The organism is Streptomyces sp. NPDC059248, assembly GCF_042753905.1.
In the GTDB taxonomy this organism is placed as follows: domain Bacteria; phylum Actinomycetota; class Actinomycetes; order Streptomycetales; family Streptomycetaceae; genus Streptomyces.
The window spans coordinates 17,993-34,431 of record NZ_JBHYZV010000020.1; the positions used below are offsets into that span (position 1 = coordinate 17,993).

Annotated in this window: 13 protein-coding genes; 7 read left to right on the top strand and 6 right to left on the bottom strand. The window is 72.9% G+C overall.

Features of this window, described 5'->3' with window-relative positions; all coding sequences use genetic code 11:
* Positions 1–151 precede the first annotated feature (151 nt).
* Positions 152–1,516 (top strand): ABC transporter substrate-binding protein, encoded by a 1,365-nt coding sequence (locus ACFXG1_RS11145; RefSeq protein ID WP_384719470.1) that lies wholly within the window; start codon positions 152–154, stop codon positions 1,514–1,516.
* 21 nt (positions 1,517–1,537) lie between these two features.
* Here the strand turns inward: ACFXG1_RS11145 and ACFXG1_RS11150 are convergent, their stop codons facing one another.
* Positions 1,538–2,602, bottom strand: a complete 1,065-nt coding sequence (locus ACFXG1_RS11150; protein WP_384742127.1) for a hypothetical protein — start codon at positions 2,600–2,602, stop codon at positions 1,538–1,540.
* A gap of 463 nt (positions 2,603–3,065) precedes the next feature.
* Positions 3,066–4,448, bottom strand: coding sequence for a transcriptional regulator (locus ACFXG1_RS11155; RefSeq protein ID WP_384713633.1), 1,383 nt, complete (start codon positions 4,446–4,448; stop codon positions 3,066–3,068).
* A 420-nt stretch (positions 4,449–4,868) separates the two neighbouring features.
* On the opposite strand from ACFXG1_RS11155, the gene ACFXG1_RS11160 reads away from it, so the two are divergent.
* The 4 genes from ACFXG1_RS11160 to ACFXG1_RS11175 all read left to right on the top strand — a co-directional run bounded on the left by ACFXG1_RS11160 (position 4,869) and on the right by ACFXG1_RS11175 (position 9,783).
* Positions 4,869–5,552 (top strand): bifunctional DNA primase/polymerase, encoded by a 684-nt coding sequence (locus ACFXG1_RS11160; protein WP_384742129.1) that lies wholly within the window; start codon positions 4,869–4,871, stop codon positions 5,550–5,552.
* 252 nt (positions 5,553–5,804) lie between these two features.
* Positions 5,805–6,644: an ABC transporter ATP-binding protein gene (locus tag ACFXG1_RS11165; protein WP_384713628.1), complete on the top strand. Its 840-nt coding sequence runs from the start codon at positions 5,805–5,807 to the stop codon at positions 6,642–6,644.
* Positions 6,641–8,317 (top strand): transporter, encoded by a 1,677-nt coding sequence (locus ACFXG1_RS11170; RefSeq protein ID WP_384713625.1) that lies wholly within the window; start codon positions 6,641–6,643, stop codon positions 8,315–8,317. The genes ACFXG1_RS11165 and ACFXG1_RS11170 overlap by 4 nt, the downstream gene beginning before the upstream one ends.
* A 587-nt stretch (positions 8,318–8,904) precedes the next feature.
* Entirely contained in the window at positions 8,905–9,783 is an 879-nt protein-coding gene (locus tag ACFXG1_RS11175; RefSeq protein ID WP_384713622.1) for an alpha/beta fold hydrolase, read from the top strand.
* Between the two features lie 77 nt (positions 9,784–9,860).
* On the opposite strand, the gene ACFXG1_RS11180 is transcribed toward ACFXG1_RS11175, so the two are convergent.
* The 3 genes from ACFXG1_RS11180 to ACFXG1_RS11190 form a co-directional block, all read right to left on the bottom strand.
* Entirely contained in the window at positions 9,861–10,313 is a 453-nt protein-coding gene (locus ACFXG1_RS11180; RefSeq protein ID WP_384713619.1) for a subtilase-type protease inhibitor, read from the bottom strand.
* Between the two features lie 365 nt (positions 10,314–10,678).
* Positions 10,679–11,800, bottom strand: coding sequence for a hypothetical protein (locus ACFXG1_RS11185; protein ID WP_384713616.1), 1,122 nt, complete (start codon positions 11,798–11,800; stop codon positions 10,679–10,681).
* A gap of 278 nt (positions 11,801–12,078) precedes the next feature.
* Positions 12,079–12,771, bottom strand: coding sequence for a metal-dependent transcriptional regulator (locus ACFXG1_RS11190; protein WP_384716495.1), 693 nt, complete (start codon positions 12,769–12,771; stop codon positions 12,079–12,081).
* A 466-nt stretch (positions 12,772–13,237) separates the two neighbouring features.
* On the opposite strand from ACFXG1_RS11190, the gene ACFXG1_RS11195 reads away from it, so the two are divergent.
* Positions 13,238–13,996 carry an SIS domain-containing protein gene (locus tag ACFXG1_RS11195; RefSeq protein WP_384716498.1) on the top strand — a complete coding sequence of 253 codons (759 nt, stop codon included), beginning with the start codon at positions 13,238–13,240 and terminating at the stop codon, positions 13,994–13,996.
* Between the two features lie 305 nt (positions 13,997–14,301).
* On the opposite strand, the gene pdxH is transcribed toward ACFXG1_RS11195, so the two are convergent.
* Positions 14,302–14,961 carry a pyridoxamine 5'-phosphate oxidase gene (gene pdxH, locus ACFXG1_RS11200; RefSeq protein ID WP_384716512.1) on the bottom strand — a complete coding sequence of 220 codons (660 nt, stop codon included), beginning with the start codon at positions 14,959–14,961 and terminating at the stop codon, positions 14,302–14,304.
* 346 nt (positions 14,962–15,307) lie between these two features.
* Here pdxH and ACFXG1_RS11205 point away from each other — a divergent pair, with 346 nt between their 5' ends.
* Positions 15,308–16,420, top strand: a complete 1,113-nt coding sequence (locus tag ACFXG1_RS11205; RefSeq protein ID WP_384716500.1) for a citrate synthase 2 — start codon at positions 15,308–15,310, stop codon at positions 16,418–16,420.
* Positions 16,421–16,439: the final 19 nt, after the last annotated feature.

Below are 16,439 nucleotides of genomic sequence, written 5' to 3' on the forward strand. Positions count from 1 at the left end.
GGCGGGCTGCACGCCCCCGATCGTACGTTCACCGGACAATCGGGTCGCCCGGGGCCCCTCCGGGGGCGATCCCCGGAGTTCACCGTCCCGCCATCTCGCGGCCGACACGGCACACACCGCCGTTACCTCGGTGGCGGAAACGTGACGACCCATGACGGACAGCAGGTCCCACCCTCAGCCGCCGCCGCCCGGATCCCGCCGCGCCCGCCGCCCGGCCGCCGCGAGCCGCGCAGGCTCGCCGACCACGGGCGCGCGGACCCGCCCCACCGCGGTCACCGCCGTCGCGGTCGCGGGCGCCCTGCTCGCCACCGGCTGCGGCCGGCTCCCCGGTATCGGCGACGGCTCCCCCGAACCCGTCACCGTGATGACCTTCGCCCCCGAGGGCACCAGCTCCACGAATATGCCCGGAATGCCCGCCATCGCGAAGGCGTACGCCCGCTGGGCCAACGCCACCGGCGGTATCGACGGCCATGAACTCCGCGTGATCACCTGCAACGAGAAGAACACCCCCGCCGGGGCCTCCGAATGCGCCCGGCAGGCCGTGGACGAGGGCGTGGACGCCGTCGTGGGCTCGTACAGCCAGCACGGCGGGGCCTTCATGGCGCCCCTCGAAGCCGCGTCCATCCCCTACATCGGCGGCTACGGGCTGGCCGCCGAGGAGTTCACCTCGTACGTCTCCTACCCCGTCAACGGCGGCCAGGCGGCCCTCCTCGCCGGGCAGGGGCTCCAACTCGCTCAGGAGTGCCGGGAGGTCTCCATCGTCCGGCCCGACTCGGCGGCGGGCGACCGGCTGCCCCGGCTCCTCGGCTCGGGGCTGGCCGCCGGCGACCACGACGCCCCGGCGGACGTCCTCGCGCCCGACAACGCCTCCGACTACACCCGCGAGGCCCGCAAGGCGCGACAGGCGGCCGGGGACGGCGCGACGGGGAGCCCCGGGGAGCGGCCCGGATGTGTGACCGCGGCGCTCGGGGAGCGCACCGAGACCTTCGTGGACTCCTACCGGCGGCTGCCCGACGACGGCCGGGAGATCCGGTTCTCGTCGGTCACGGGCAGCGTCGGCCAGTCCCTGATCAACCGCACCGGCGGGCGGAACGGACCGTACGAGGGCGCGTTCGTCACCGGCTGGTACCCCGGCGCGGACGACAGCCGCTGGAACCCCATGAAGGAGGTCGTCGGCGAACACGCCTTCGGCGACAACCGGATCGACCCCGCCGACTCGGGCGTCCAGACCACCTGGATCGCCTTCTCCGTCCTGACCTCCGCGATCCGGGCCGTCGACGCCGACGAGATCACCTCCCGCAAGATCATCCGCACCCTCGACAGCGGGCTCGCGGTCTCCACCGGGGGGCTCACCCCGACCCTCCGCTGGAAGTACGGCGACCTGGAGGGCATCGCGGGCTATCCGCGGGCCGTCAACAGCACCGTCACCTTCCACGTCGTACGGGACGGGAAGCTGACCTCGCAGCAGCGGGCGTCCGCGAACGTGTCGGAGGTGCTGACGTTCGCGCCGCGCTGACCCGGCGGCGAAGAGCGGGCGTCAGAGCTGCTCGGCGCGGCGGGTCGTCAACTCGTACTCCTCCGCGATGGCGTTCCACAACCCCGACGCCTGCCGCTTCGCCGTCGTCGCCTCGCCGCTCGCCCGATTGCCCTCCACGGCCCTGCCGGTCGACCGGGCCCGGCCGTCCTTGCAGCCCTTCTTGCCGTTCTTCACCTGCTCCGCCCACGCCGCGTAATGATCGTCCGCCGCGGCCGACGCGTTCCACGCCTTGACGAGGGCCGCGGTCAACTGGGCGTTGCGCGGCAACTGGTCCACGGCCAGGCCCTGCAACCGGGCCACCAGGGTGCGGCGCTGGTCGGCCGCGGCGCGCAGATCGGCCGCGGCCTGGTCCAGATTCGTACAGGTACGGATGTTCGCGACGGAACGCACGACGGCGTCCCGGCTGCTGCTGCTGTCGGCGAGCAGCAGATCCAGCGCCTCGGCCTGGGGGCGGCCGGGGCCGTTCTCCTCGTCGTCCGGGGCCTCGGAGGCCTTCGGGGACTCCTTGGCGGACTCCTCGGCCGAGGGGGCGGGGTCCGGGGTCCGGGCCGGTGTGGCGGCGGAGTCGGCGGCCACGGGGGATTCGGCGGGCTTGTCGTCCTCGCCGCCGCCGTAGATCGCGGCGCTCAGACCGAGGCCGAGTACGGCGCAGCCGACGATGACCGCGCCCATCACGGCGTACTGCGACGTCCTGCGCCGCCGCTCCTCCCGCTCGGCGCGCGCGGCCCGCGCGCGGGGGTTCCGGGGCGGCTCGGCCTCCTGCCGGAACAGGTTCTCGAACTCGCCCGGCACCGGGTCCGGCCCTGCCGCCGCCGGGACGGGGGGCAGGAACTGGGTGTCGCCACTACGGGCGCCGCCGCCGCTGCCGTGGCCGGGGACCGGGGGTATGTACGTGGTGGCGTCCATGGCCCCGGGGACCGGCGGTATGTACGTGGTCGCGTCCGCCGCACCCGGCGGAGGCTCCTCGGGAGGCAGCGGCACGCCTTGCGACGCGGGCCCCCAGGGCTCCCCGGTCGCGGGTGTGGCGGGTACCCACGGGTCGCCCTCACCGTGCTCGTGCGTCACTGGAACCTCCGTCCAAGGGGCTCGCCGGCTCTCCAACCCCCCAACGCTACCGGGTCGCCTCCCGCGGGGGGTGGGGGACCTCCACCGGACGCGTCCGGCGCCCACCGGTGCTCTTCGGGCCGCGCCCCGGTGGGTGGCTTGTCGCGCAGTTCCCCGCGCCCCTGGATACCCGACATCCCGTCCTGCGGAAGATGAGGCTCTCAGGGGAACCACCTCCCCCCTTCCCCCTCCCGTGGGGGGCTTCGGGACAGGGGGACAGGGGGACGGGTAAGGATGACGGTGGTCGGGTGGATGTGGGGTGGCCCCCGCAGCCGTCGGCGGTACGGAAGCGGTCAGCGTTTCCAAGGAGCCGCGCACCGCCGACGGCGAGGAGGTCACCCCGGAGCCGACCGGCCCCACCCGCGCCGCGCGGGGAACGGGCACCCCGGGAAGCCCGGGGCCCAGGACCCCGCAGCGGGAGGCGTTAGGCCGCTTGGAGTTCCAGGCGGGCGCCGAACTCCCTGACCGGGGGCTCCTCCGCGTACGGCTCCAGGCGTTGTTGGAGGTCCTCCAGGTATTCGGTGCCGCGGCTGGACCGCAGCGTGCCGAGGAGTTCGAGGGCTCGGGTGCCGCTGTGGCAGGCCTGTTCGACCTCGCGCTGCTGGACCTGGGCGGTGGCCAGGAGGGCGTAGCCGATGGCGCGGCGGCGGGCCCGGGTCTCGGGGTGGCCGTCGAGCGCGCCGGCCGCGTGGTGCGCGGCGGCTTCGGACTGGCCCAGGTCGCGGTAGCAGTGGGCCAGTTCGTCGGCGAGGTACGCCTCGTCGAAGTGGTCGATCCAGACGGGGTCGTCGCCGGTCTCCGGCTCGGCCCGCTCCAGCGCCGCCAGCGCCTTGCCCGCGACGGCCTGGCAGGTGCGGGAGTCCCCGAGGAGGGCGTGGCCGCGGGCTTCGGCGGCGTAGAACATGGCCTGGGCGCGGGGGGTGACCTGTCCCCGCGCCCCTTCCTGCGCGGCGCGGGCGAGTTGCGCGATCTCGCGCGGGTTGCCGAGTTGCGCGGCGAGGTGGCTCATGGAGGCGGCGAGGACGTATCCGCCGTATCCCCGGTCGTCGGCGGCCTGGGCGAGCCGCAGGGCCTGGATGTAGTAGCGCTGGGCGAGCCCCGGCTGGCCGGTGTCGACGGCCATGTACCCGGCGAGTTCGGTGAGCCGGGCGACCGCCGCGAACAGCTCGCGGCCGACGGATTCGCGGTACGAGCCGGAGAGCAGCCCGGAGACCACGGAGTTGAGGTAGTGGACGACGACGGGCCTGATGTGGCCGCTGCCGAACCGGTGGTCGAGGTCGGTGAGCGCGCCGGTCATGGCGCGGACGGCCTCGACGTCGGCGCTGCCGACCCGGGCCCCGGCGGTCCTGGCGACCTGCGCGTCCGCGCCGGTGATCAGCCAGTCGCGGCTGGGTTCGACGAGGGCGGAAGCGGCGACGGACGCGCCGGAGAGGAAGTCGCGGCGCCCGACGTCGCTGCGCCACAGTTCGCAGACCTGCTCGATCGCGCCGAGCACGGTCGGGGAGAACTGGAGTCCGACGCCGGACGCCAGGTTCTTGCCGTTGGCCATGCCGATCTCGTCGATCGTGACCGTACGGCCCAGTTTGCGGCCGAGGGCCTCGGCGATGATGCCGGGTGCCCGTCCGCGCGGCTGCTGGCCGCGGAGCCAGCGGGCCACGGATGTCTTGTCGTACCGCAGATCGAGTCCGCGTTCCGCGCCGACCATGTTGACGCGTCGCGCGAGCCCGGCGTTGGAGCACCCGGCTTCCTGGATGAGCGCCTGCAGCCTTTCGTTGGGCTGGCGGGCGACGAGCGGCCTGGCTGCCATTGGTTCTCTAACCCCCTGAAGAGCCGCGGGTGAACTGCCCGGCGGATATACGGAGAATGCAGACTTAAGAGCGTTGGTCGAGTTGGTCGGGTTTCTCCAGAATGCTGGAGGCATCCAGGGGGCCCGTGTCGCAAGAAATCCGGAAGTCCCCCCGAAAGATGCTTCCGGACGCACTCGACGAGACCGGTTTGAAGCACTCCGGATCGTTGCGCCCTGTCCACCGTCACCGGGCATCGTCGCCCGACGGGGGCGCGCTCCCCCGCGCGCGATCGCCCTCTTCATGGGGATACCCCCTTCCATGACCGCTGTACATACGCGCCCCCGCATGTGCATCGATGCGCCCCATATGCGGGATCATGATCCCGGGGGCGGCCCGTAGAAGGCCCGTAACCCCCGGTGACCACGGGAGTTGAGAGGGTCGTGGAAGAGACCATCGGAGTCACAGAAGCCGCGCAGATCCCCCGGCAACGGGGCGAGCAGCTGATGGATCATGCCGTGCGGTACGCGGAGGAACGGCACTGGGACGTGTTCCCCGGTACGTGGCTGGAGGCGTCCGAGGGCGAGGAGTTCTGCTCGTGCGGCGACACCGAGTGCCCCGCGCCCGGCGCGCACGCCGCGCGTCCGGACTGGGCGAGCCAGGCGACGGGCAGCGCCGCGGGTGCCCGCAGGATGTGGGGGAAGCATCCGAAGGCGGCCGTCCTGCTGCCGACGGGCCGGACGTTCGACGTGCTCGAAGTCCCCGAGTCGGCCGGGTTCCTCGCGCTGGCCCGGCTGGAGCGGATGGAGCTTCCGCTGGGTCCGGTGATCTCCACCCCCGACCGCCGGATGCTCTTCCTCGTCCTGCCCGGCGGCGCGGCGAAGGCCCCGGCGCTCGTCCGCGATCTCGGGTGGGCGCCCAGCTCCCTCGATCTCGTCCCGCGCGGCCAGGGCCACTACATCGCCGCCCCGCCGACCCGGGTCGGCCGCCGGGGTCCGGTGCAGTGGGCACGCCGCCCGACCGCGGAGAACCGCTGGCTGCCGGACGCGGAGGAGCTGATGAGCCCGCTCGCGTACGCCTGCGGTCGTGAGGGCCGCAGGCCGGGGGCGGCGGTGGCCTCCGTCTGACGCGCGGTCCGCGCGCACCGCGGCGGTGGCCTCCGTCTGACGCGCGGTCCGCGCGCACCGGCGCGGGGGTCACGGCCGCGCCGCCGCCCCCGCGGCCCGGCTCCCGAACCCGGGACCGCCCAAAGGGCCGCCGCAGGGCCGCCCCGGGTTCGGTGCCCCGTACCGACCCGTACGCGAAAAAACGTTCCCGCCGCTGTCTAGGCTGGTCGCGTACTGACGCGTAGGTAAACGGGGACCCGAAGGAGCAGGACCATGCCGGACGACCAGCAGACGGCGGCCGAGGCAGCCGCGGCGGGCGGAGCGGCCGGCGCGCCGCCCGCCGTCGTGGTGGAGGGCCTGTGGAAGAGGTTCGGTGAGCAGCTCGCCGTCTCCGGCATCGATCTGACCCTGCCAGCGGGCCGGTTCATCGGCCTCGTCGGCCCCAACGGCGCGGGCAAGACCACCACCCTCTCCATGGTGACGGGGCTCCTCCGCCCCGACCTCGGCCGGATCCGGATAGCGGGCCACGACGTCTGGGCCGACCCCGTCGCCGTCAAGTCCCGGATCGGGGTCCTGCCCGAGGGGCTGCGGATGTTCGAGCGGCTCTCCGGCCGCGAACTCCTCGCCTACAGCGGACGGCTGCGCGGCCTGCCGGGCGACGAGGTCGACAAGCGGGCCACGCAGCTCCTCGACGTCCTCGGGCTCGCGGGCGCCCAGCACAAACTGGTGGTCGACTACTCCACCGGTATGCGGAAGAAGATCGGTCTGGCCTCCGCGCTGCTGCACAACCCCGAGGTCCTCTTCCTCGACGAGCCCTTCGAAGGCGTCGACCCGGTGTCGGCGCAGACGATCCGCGGCGTCCTGGAGCGGTACACCGCGTCCGGCGCGACCGTCGTCTTCTCCAGCCATGTCATGGAGCTGGTGGAGTCCCTGTGCGACTGGGTCGCGGTCATGGCCCAGGGCCGGATCGTCGCCCGGGGCCCCGTCGAAGAGGTCCGCGGCGAGGCACCGAGCCTCCAGCACGCCTTCCTCGAACTCGTCGGCGTCCGCGACGACCACCACACCGGTGCGGCGCTCGACTGGCTCGGCGGCGGAAACGGCGCGGCCCGATGAGCGCGCCCGCTGCGAGCCCCGACGGCCCCGACGTTCCCGGCGACCCCGGCGCTACCGCTACCTCCTCGGTGCCCGAACCGCCCGGCCTTTCGACCGGCGGGCTCGTCTCCGTCTTCGTACGACTGAAGCTGTCCCTGCTGCGCAACGGGCTCCGGCAGTCCCACACCCGTAAGACGCTCTTCATCGTCTCGTTCGTCCTCGCCGTCCTCATCGCCCTCCTCCAGCTGCTCGGCTTCGTCTTCATGCGCGGCACCGACTACGTCACCTCCGTCGCGGTCCTCTACGCCGCCCTGCTCGCCCTCGGCTGGGCCGTGATGCCCCTCTTCTTCCCCGGCGGCGACGAGACCCTCGACACCACCCGGCTCGCCATGCTGCCGCTGCGGCCGGCACCGCTGGTGACGGCGCTCACCGCCGCGTCGCTCGTGGGCACCGGGCCCCTCTTCACCCTCTGCGTCCTGCTCGGCGCGGCGGTCGGTGTGGCGCACGGCTGGGCCGCCTTCGCGGTCGGCCTGGTCGCCGTACCGCTCGCCCTCCTCGGCTGTATCGCCCTCGCCAGGACCGTCGCCGCGGCCAATATCCGGCTTCTCACCTCCCGCAAGGGCCGCGACCTCGCCATCCTCAGCGGCCTTGTGATCGCCATCGGTCTTCAGGGCGTCAACTACGGCCTCCAGGTGCTCGGCCGGTCCGAGGACGGCCTGCGGGGCCTCGAACCGGCGGCCGATATCGCCCAGTGGGTCCCCATCGCCTCCGCGATCGGCGCGGTCGACGCCACGAGCGACGGCTCGTACGGGATCGCCGCGGCCCGGCTCGCGCTCTCCGCGGTCGCCCTGCCGGCGCTGCTGTGGTGGTGGCGCCGGCTGCTGACCCGGCAGCTGACCTCCCCCGACGGATCCACCCTCGCGGCGGCGTCCGAGAAGGAGACCGGCGGCGGCGCGCGCGGGGTGTTCCGGCTGCTGCCGGACAACCGGAGCGGGGCCGTGGTGCAGCGCACCCTGCGTTACCAGTGGCGCGACCCCAAGACCAAGTCGGCGCTGGTGTCCGGGCTCGCGATCGGCGTCATCGTCCCGCTGTTCAGCGTGCTCCAGGGCGGTGGCTCCGTCTATCTCGCGCTCTTCGCCACGACCATGCTGGGCATGCAGATGTACAACCAGTTCGGGCAGGACACCTCCGCGTTCTGGATGGTCCTCCAGACCATGTCCACGACGCGCGACGCGTACGAGGAGCTGCGGGCCCGCGCGTACGCGCTGCTGATCGTGGCCCTGCCGTACGCGGTCGTGGTCACGGTGGGCATCGCGGCGGCCATCGGCGACTGGGGGCAGCTGGCACCCGCGCTCGGGCTGTCCCTGGCCCTCCTCGGCGCACTCCTGGGCACCGGGGCGTACTGCTCGGCGCGGTATCCGTACTCGATCCCGCAGGACAGCGCCTACAAGAACGCCGCCCCGGGGCAGGGGTCGCTCGTCTGGATCTCCTTCGCGGGCGGCACGCTCCTCACCGCGCTGCTGGTCGCGCCGCTGTACGCCGCCCTGTGGACGGTGGACGGCTCGCTGCTGTGGCTGCTGCTGCCGGTGGGGGCGGCATACGGGTGCCTGCTGGGATGGGCGGGCCTGCGCCTGGCCGCGCCGCGCGTCGCCAGGACCGGCCCGGAGATCCTGACGGCGGTCAGCAAGGGGTAACGGTTCCCCCGCGACCCCGCCCGGAGGGCCATGGGCGCGCCCGTGCCGCGACCGGCACGGGCAAGGAGGGGGATTCCGGGGGGAATTGCAGCGGGCGGACGGAACGCGTGTCACGCTGTGCATGAGGCATATGACTCACCGCCGGTCCCGCCGCCGTGGAGGGAACATGCGCCCCTCGCACGCCCAGCGCACTCCCCGTGCGCCGTCCGACCTTCGGTACGCCCCGACCCGCCCGGGGCCCGTTCACCGTTTCGGCCCTCCGCCGCTTCCGGCCGCCGCCCGGGCGGCGCATGCGGCGGGCCCCGGCATCCGTGGATGCCGGGGCCCTTCCTCCCCTGTGCTGACCCGGAGCCCCGAGCTCCCAGGGTCATTCCCGTCGGACCGTCTTCCCCGAGCGGCCCGCCTCCCGCAAAAGATCTCCCCGAGCCGGACGCCGCCAACCCTGGCATCCGGTCACTCGAAGGTGGGGTGTTGTCCGGCGCCCACCGGGCAGGCCGCCATATTCGAATGGGAGTTCGATAAATTCGATAGGCTGAGCATATCGCGTACGGGTGACGGATCGGGTGACAAAAGGGGGTGCCGGGCACATGGTGCGCCGCATCGACGTGACCGGGACGGCGGGTGCGCGACTGGCCGCCTGGGAGTACGCGGATCCGCCCGAGCCCCGGGGCGCCGCGGGCCCGGGCGTACTGCTGCTCCACGGCCTGATGGGCCGCGCGTCGCACTGGGCCGGCACCGCGCGCTGGCTCTCCGGCCGCTATCGGGCCGTCGCGCTCGACCAGCGCGGCCACGGCCGCAGCGACAAGCCGGCGGAGGGCCCGTACACCCGTGAGGCGTTCGTCGCCGACGCCGTGGCCGCCGTCGAACGGCTGGAGCTGGGTCCCGCCGTCGTGATCGGGCACGGCATGGGCGCGCTCACGGCCTGGCGGCTGGCCGCCGAACGGCCGGATCTGGTCCGCGCGCTGATCGTCTGCGATATGCGGGCCGCCCCGCCGGGCGCGGCGTCGCAGCGGGAGTGGGAGAAGTGGTTCCGCAGCTGGCCGGTGCCGTTCGCGACGCTCGCGGACGCACGGAGGTGGTTCGGCGACGACGACCCGCGGGTCGAGCGCCCCAGCCCCGCGCGCGGCGACTTCTACGCCGAGGTGATGGCGGAGCGCGCCGACGGCTGGCGCCCGGTGTTCTCCCGCCGCCAGATGCTGAGGATCCGGGACTCCTTCGTCCACGACGCCCACTGGGACGATCTGGCCCGAGTCCGCTGCCCCGCCCTCGTCGTCCGCGGCCCCGACGGCGAACTCGGCCGGGCCGAGGCCCAGGAGATGGTCCGCGTCCTGCCCCGCGGCGCCTATGCGGAGGTCCCCGACGCGGGGCATCTCGTCCACTACGACCAACCGGTCCGCTGGCGCGCCGCGATCGGCCCGTTCCTGGACGAGTTCGCCGCCGGGGCGGCGCCCGGCTCGGACGCGTAGATACGCCGACGGGGGCGGCCGGAGCTCCGGCCGCCCCCGCGGGGCCCGACGTACGGCTCAGAACCCGGCGTACGGGATCAGAAGGAGAAGACGACGCCCAGCGTGGCCGTCATCTCGCAGCCGTTGTTGTACGTGCCGGACCAGGCGATCCGCTCGCCCTGCCAGACACCCTGGGCGGTCACCGTCACCGGGGCGTACTCACGGGTGCACAGGGTCATCGGAAGCTTTGACGGCAGGGCGTCGAAGTCACCGCGGACCGCTCCCAGCTCGCGACAGGCGTCCGCGGGCGCGGGGTGCGTGCCGGTGGCGCCCGGCGCGCAGGAGAGGGTGACGGCGCGCTCGGCGACCGCGAGCGCCGGGGACTCGCCCTTGCCGGCCGTGAGGACGAGGGCCGAGGGCGCGTACAGTCCCCGGGCTTCGGCGGGCCCGGCGACGGGCTGGGCGACCGCCGTGCTCAACGCGGTGCCGGCGACGCCCAGCATCAGCGCGGCAGCCGTGACGAACATGCTCCGCAGGGGCAGATGACGCATGTCTGGAGACTCCTTCACATCGAGGTCGCATCGAGGGTGTGGTGCGTGATGCGACTGCGGACGGGAGTCTTGCGTACGCGTACGGTGAGCGCATGCGCGGCGCCCTTTTCCGGTCGGGCGCCCCCCGAACGAGGTGACCGAATGGTCGTTCGGGCAGCTCGCGAGGGGTGCGCCGCCCGTACGGACACGTTCCAGCATCCGGACAATCTTGAGTGGTCCAATCCGGAACGACCGCCTGACCTGCGGAGATGATCAGGCGGTACGTTCCTTCAGCCACCCGGCTTCGACGGGAAACCGCCGTCGGAAGCGGGCCCGGCCGGACTGTTCGAACCGACGGGTCGTACGAGGCGTACGAGGCTCGCGGCTCAGGGCCCGACCGGCTTGCGCATCTCCTGACGGATCTTCGCCGTCGTGTCCGCCGCCTTCGCCAGATCCACGGCCTCCGGCTTGATCGTCGCGGCCGACGCGTCGACCACGGCGACCGTCGCGCCCGTGTTGCCGTCCGCCCAGGCGCATACCGGGGTCGTCACCTCCACGGCACCGGCGGTGGCCACGATGACCTGGCAGCTGACCGTCACATCGGCACCGGCCGGCTGGAAGTCCTTCGGAGGCACCGCGAGCCGGGAGTTCTTCTCCGACGCGCTGCCCCGGAGCATCCCCTTGCGGGCCAGCTCGGGCTGCTTGATCTGGCCGTACAGACCCGACACGATCACGCCGCCGTTCTGCGGACCGCCGGTGGCCGTGTACTCGGCGACGATCGCCTTCGGGTTCCTGATCATCGGGTCCTCGGCCTCAATGGCCTTCTCACCCAGCTCGGACAGGTCGTCGGTGAACTTGTACTTCCCGCCGACCAGGGTCGGCGGCATGGTGAGCTTGTACTCGGCCTTCGGGAAACCGTCGGTGTCGGTCTCGGAGCCACCGCCGCCGGAGCCGGAGCCGGAACCCGAGCCCGCACTCGTACCGGCGCTCGACGAGGTGTCGTTCGATCCCGACTTCTTGTCGTCGTCACCGCTGAAGACGGTGTTGCCGAGCCAGGCCAGCACCAGCACACCGGCGACGACCCCGGTGGCGATGAAGATCGTCCCGGCGGTCCTGCGCCCCTTCTGCGGGGGCGGCGGGGGCTGCGGCGCGCCCCATTGCGGGGGCGGCCCCCCGTACGGCGCCTGCGGGGGCGGGGGTATGGGCTGGGTCTGCTCGGGCGCCTGCGGATACCCGTACGGCGCGGGCGGCGGCTGCGGGGTCCCGTAGCCCTGGGGCGGGGGGCCGCCGCCCTGCGGGGGCCCCTGCTGCGGGTACTGCTGCTGCGGGTACTGCGGCGGATACTGCCCGGCGTAGGGGTCCTGGTACGGCGGCTGCTGCTGCGGAGGCTGCTGCTGCTGGCCGTAGGGATCCCCGTACGGGCCCGGCCCGGGGTGCCCGTAGCCGCCCTGGGACTCGTGCCCGGGCTCGGGCTGCGGTGACTGTGGATACGGTGGCGGCGTCGACATACCCGTCAAGGTACGCCAGCCGCCTCCCTCCCGGAGGGGGTGCCGGGACGTGGAGCGCCGCCCCCATGACCCTGACCCTTGTGTGACGAGTGCGTCCCGGAGGTGGGCTTGTCGCGCAGTTCCTCGCGCCCCTGGATTCCCTGGTCCACGTCCCGCGTGGGACGCGGGGCCCCGGAGATGCTTTTAGGGGCGCGAGGAACTGCGCGAACAGCCGCGGACGGGCCGCGGCCGGAAACGCGAGGGCCACCACCGCGGCGCCCCCCGAAAAGAACGCGGCGTCAGCGCTTGGCGACGAAGACGTGGGAGGCCACGTCCGACTCCAGCTCCGCCGCCTCGCCGCCGCTGCCCACCAGGACGCCGCCCGCGGACTCCGTGACGCTCACCACGGAGCCCGGCTGCACGCCCGCGCGGCGCAGGGTGTACATCAGCTGGGCGTCGGTCTGGATGGGCTCGCCGATCCGGCGGACCACCACGGTCTTGCCGTCGGCGCCCGGGTCCAGGTCGGCGAGGGAGACCATGCCCGCGTCCAGGAAGGGGTCGGCCTCCGCCTTCTCGCCCAGCTCCTCCAGGCCCGGGATGGGGTTGCCGTACGGGGACTCCGTGGGGTGGCGCAGCAGCTCCAGCACGCGCCGCTCCACCGCCTCGCTCATCACGTGCTCCCAGCGGCAGGCCTCGGCGTGGACCTGCTCCCACTCCAGGCCGATCACATCGACGAGGAGGCATTCCGCGAGCCGGTGCTTGCGCATGACGCGCGTCGCAAGACGCCGGCCCTCCTCGGTCAGCTCCAGATGGCGGTCGCCCGCGACCGTCACGAGTCCGTCCCGTTCCATCCGGGCCACGGTCTGGCTGACCGTCGGTCCGCTCTGGTCGAGCCGCTCGGCGATACGGGCGCGCATAGGAACCACACCTTCCTCTTCCAGCTCGAGGATGGTGCGGAGGTACATCTCCGTTGTGTCGATCAAACCGGACATACGTGCCCCTCGAAGAATCGTGCGGTGCGGCCCCGGACTCAATTCTTACGCATCCCACCGACAACCGTGCCGCGCCCACGGGAGCCACCGCCCCCGAAGACCGGGGTACAGGCGCACCACCAGGCGTGACACGGGCGCGCCGGGGCCCGTGGGAAGGGGCGGACGCGCCCGGGGATACCGGCGCGCGAAGGATGCGCGAGGGATGCGCGAAAGATGGGGGGAAGGCTACGGGAAGGGGCCGCGCGGGGCGCCGCCGGGAACACAGGACCCGTGCCGAACCATCGCACAACCCGCGCACGCCGCCGGTGAGAGCGTATTGACAGCGGAATGGTTTAGACCGCACCGTGATCCGCGGCCCGGGGCATTTCCCGGCGCTTTCCCAGGTGATCGGTTCCCCGGACGCGTACCCGCCGCGCCCGGTCCCGGCCGCCGAATTTCCCGGACTTTCTCCCGAAAGGGCTCGGCGATGAGCGAGAGCAAGCTGGCCGGTCGGTTCTTCGACGCGGCGATCGATCTGCTGGCACGCGTAAGGAACGAGGAGTCGGAGAACATCGCCGCGGCCGGTGCGGCGATCGCCGACACCGTCGAGGCCGGCGGCCGGCTCTTCGCCTTCGGCGCCGGGCATTCGTCCCTGGCCGCCCAGGACGTCGTCTACCGGGCGGGCGGCTTCGCCGTGATGAACCTGCTCGTCGTGCCGGGCGTCGTCGGTGTCGACGTGATCCCCGCGACGCTCGGTTCGGCGCTGGAGCGGGTCGAGGGCCTGGCCGGAGCGGTGCTGGACACCTCCCCGGCGAAGGCCGGGGACGTCCTCGTGATCATCTCCCTCTCCGGGCGGAACGCGCTGCCCGTGGAGATGGCGATGAACGCCCGCGCGCTGGGCCTGAAGGTCGTCGGTGTCACCTCCGTGGCATACGCGGAGGAGACCAGGTCCCGGCATGTGTCGGGCTCGTTCCTGAAGGACCACTGCGACGTGGTGCTCGACTCGAAGATCCCGATCGGGGACACGGTCCTCACCCACGACGCGATCGAGGCGCCGTTCTCGCCCGCGTCCACCGTCGTCACCAGCGCGCTGATGCAGGCCATGATGGCCGCCGCCGCCGAGAACCTGGCCGAGCGCGGGGTGGAGCCGCCGCTGCTGCGCTCGGGGAACGTAGACGGCGGCCACGAGTGGAACGGCCGGGTCATGACGGAGAACCGGGAGCGGATCTTCTACCGCCACGGCTGAGCCCGACCCCTCCCGCGGGTGCGTCACAGGGGCCCGTTAAATCGGTTGTGCCGGTCGTCGGGCGTTCCTAGGGTGTGGCGTACACAAGAGAGGAGGTGGTTCGGAGAATGTATGCATACCGGACGCGTGAGGTGACTGCGGGCTAGGGCCTGCTGTCTCGCTTATGCCTCTTGGCAGTGCCCTTCAGCAGGCCATCTGCCGCAATCCCAAGCAGTCACCGACCCGCGAGCTCGCCGGTACGTCCGGCCGGCTCCTCCGCGAGGAGGAACCCGAGCTCGCGGGTTTCTGCGTTCCCGGCTTCCGGGTCAGGGTGCCAGGCGTTCGACGCGCCAGTGGCCCTCCGCGGCGCCGCCCGCCGCCTCGGCCGGGCGCTCCTTGTCGTACACGTACCGCAGTCGGTCGTGGAGCCGGTTCTCGTGGCCCTGCCAGAACTCCACCGCGTCCGGTACCACCCGGATCCCGCCCCACTCCGGCGGTACCGGGACCGGCTCACCCGCCGGGTAGCGCCCGGCCAGCTCGTCGTAGGCGGTGTGCAGCTCCTCCCGGGAGGCGATCACCGACGACTGGGGGCTCGCCCAGGCGCCGAGGCGGGAGCCGTGCGGGCGGGTGCGGAAGTACGCGGCGGTCTCCTCGCGGCCGATCCGGGCGGCCGTGCCCGTGACGACGACCTGGCGGGCGATCGGGTGCCAGGGGAAGAGCAGGGACACATACGGGTTGGCGGCGATCTCACGGCCCTTGCGGGAGCCGTAGTTCGTGAAGAAGACGAAGCCCCGGGCGTCGTACTCCTTCAGCAGGACGGTCCGGGTCGACGGGCGCCCGCCGGCGGTGGCGGTGGCGACGACCATGGCATTGGGCTCGCGCAGCCCGGCGGCCACGGCGTCGTGGAACCAGTTCGCGAACTGCTCCATGGGCGTGGCCGCGAGATCCTCCGCCAGCAGGGGCGTGGAGCGGTACTGCTCGCGCATGACGGCGGGATCGGGCTCGGGCTCGGTCTCGGGACGGCTTCGGTTCACGGTCCCATTCTGAGCGCCCCGGCCCAGATTCCTCCCCGCCGAAAATCCTGTGTATGGCGCAATTATGTGAGGTCTATTCTGCCCCGGGACACCTGCCCGCAACCCTCCGATCACCCCGGTGCCGCTGTGCCGGTCATCACGCTGACCAGGCGTTCTACCTGCGGATATCGTGTCGCCTCCCGTCACATCGGCGTCGAACGGATGACCGGCGCCCGTACGGGGCATCACCCGGGATGACCGACGATCCGTCGTACGCGTCCCGGCCCGCCGACGCGTCACGAATGTGAGGAGCCGCCTGATGTCCGACTTCGTACCTGGGCTCGAAGGAGTCGTCGCGTTCGAGACGGAGATCGCCGAGCCCGACAAGGAGGGCGGATCGCTCCGCTACCGGGGCGTCGATATCGAGGACCTGGTCGGTCAGGTCTCCTTCGGCAATGTGTGGGGCCTGCTGGTCGACGGCGCCTTCGATCCGGGGCTGCCCGCCGCCGAGCCGTTCCCGATCCCGGTGCACTCCGGGGACATCCGGGTCGATGTCCAGTCGGCGCTGGCGATGCTCGCGCCCGTCTGGGGGCTCCGGCCCCTGCTCGACATCGACGAGCGGCAGGCGCGGGACGATCTGGCGCGGGCCGCGGTGATGGCCCTGTCGTACGTGGCGCAGAGCGCCCGGGGGCAGGGGCTGCCGATGGTGCCGCAGTCCGAGATCGACAAGGCGCGGTCCGTGGTCGAGCGGTTCATGATCCGGTGGCGCGGGGAGCCGGACCCCCGGCATGTGCGGGCGGTCGACGCGTACTGGACGTCGGCGGCCGAGCACGGCATGAACGCGTCCACGTTCACCGCCCGGGTCATCGCCTCCACCGGCGCCGATGTCGCCGCCGCGCTCTCCGGCGCGGTCGGCGCGATGTCGGGCCCGCTGCACGGGGGCGCGCCGTCCCGGGTGCTCGGCATGATCGAGGAGATCGAGCGCACCGGCGACGCCACGGCCTATGTGAAGGGCGCGCTCGACAAGGGCGAGCGGCTGATGGGCTTCGGCCATCGGGTGTACCGCGCGGAGGACCCCAGGGCGCGGGTGCTGCGGCGGACGGCGAAGGAGCTGGCCGCGCCGCGTTACGAGGTCGCCGAGGCGCTGGAGAGGGCGGCGCTGGAGGAGCTGCGCGCCCGCCGCCCGGACCGGGTGCTGGAGACGAATGTCGAGTTCTGGGCCGCGATCGTGCTCGACTTCGCGGAGGTCCCGGCGCATATGTTCACGTCGATGTTCACCTGCGCCCGTACGGCGGGCTGGTCGGCGCACATCCTGGAGCAGAAGCGCACGGGCCGGCTGGTCCGCCCGTCGGCCCGGTACACGGGCCCGGGGACGCGGGAGCCGCGCGAGGTCGCCGGCTACGAGGGACTGCCCGGGTCCGGCGGGGCCTGACGCGGGCTCCCGCCCGGCC

Bases quoted from the DNA above. Each gene is read 5' to 3' on its own strand.
- ACFXG1_RS11175 (WP_384713622.1), top strand. From the start codon at position 8,905: ATGGTGCGCCGCATCGACGTGACCGGGACGGCGGGTGCGCGACTGGCC.
- ACFXG1_RS11190 (WP_384716495.1), bottom strand. From the start codon at position 12,771: ATGTCCGGTTTGATCGACACAACGGAGATGTACCTCCGCACCATCCTC.
- ACFXG1_RS11185 (WP_384713616.1), bottom strand. From the start codon at position 11,800: ATGTCGACGCCGCCACCGTATCCACAGTCACCGCAGCCCGAGCCCGGG.
- ACFXG1_RS11165 (WP_384713628.1), top strand. From the start codon at position 5,805: ATGCCGGACGACCAGCAGACGGCGGCCGAGGCAGCCGCGGCGGGCGGA.
- ACFXG1_RS11155 (WP_384713633.1), bottom strand. From the start codon at position 4,448: ATGGCAGCCAGGCCGCTCGTCGCCCGCCAGCCCAACGAAAGGCTGCAG.
- ACFXG1_RS11170 (WP_384713625.1), top strand. From the start codon at position 6,641: ATGAGCGCGCCCGCTGCGAGCCCCGACGGCCCCGACGTTCCCGGCGAC.
- ACFXG1_RS11195 (WP_384716498.1), top strand. From the start codon at position 13,238: ATGAGCGAGAGCAAGCTGGCCGGTCGGTTCTTCGACGCGGCGATCGAT.
- pdxH (WP_384716512.1), bottom strand. From the start codon at position 14,961: ATGCGCGAGCAGTACCGCTCCACGCCCCTGCTGGCGGAGGATCTCGCG.
- ACFXG1_RS11145 (WP_384719470.1), top strand. From the start codon at position 152: ATGACGGACAGCAGGTCCCACCCTCAGCCGCCGCCGCCCGGATCCCGC.
- ACFXG1_RS11205 (WP_384716500.1), top strand. From the start codon at position 15,308: ATGTCCGACTTCGTACCTGGGCTCGAAGGAGTCGTCGCGTTCGAGACG.
- ACFXG1_RS11180 (WP_384713619.1), bottom strand. From the start codon at position 10,313: ATGCGTCATCTGCCCCTGCGGAGCATGTTCGTCACGGCTGCCGCGCTG.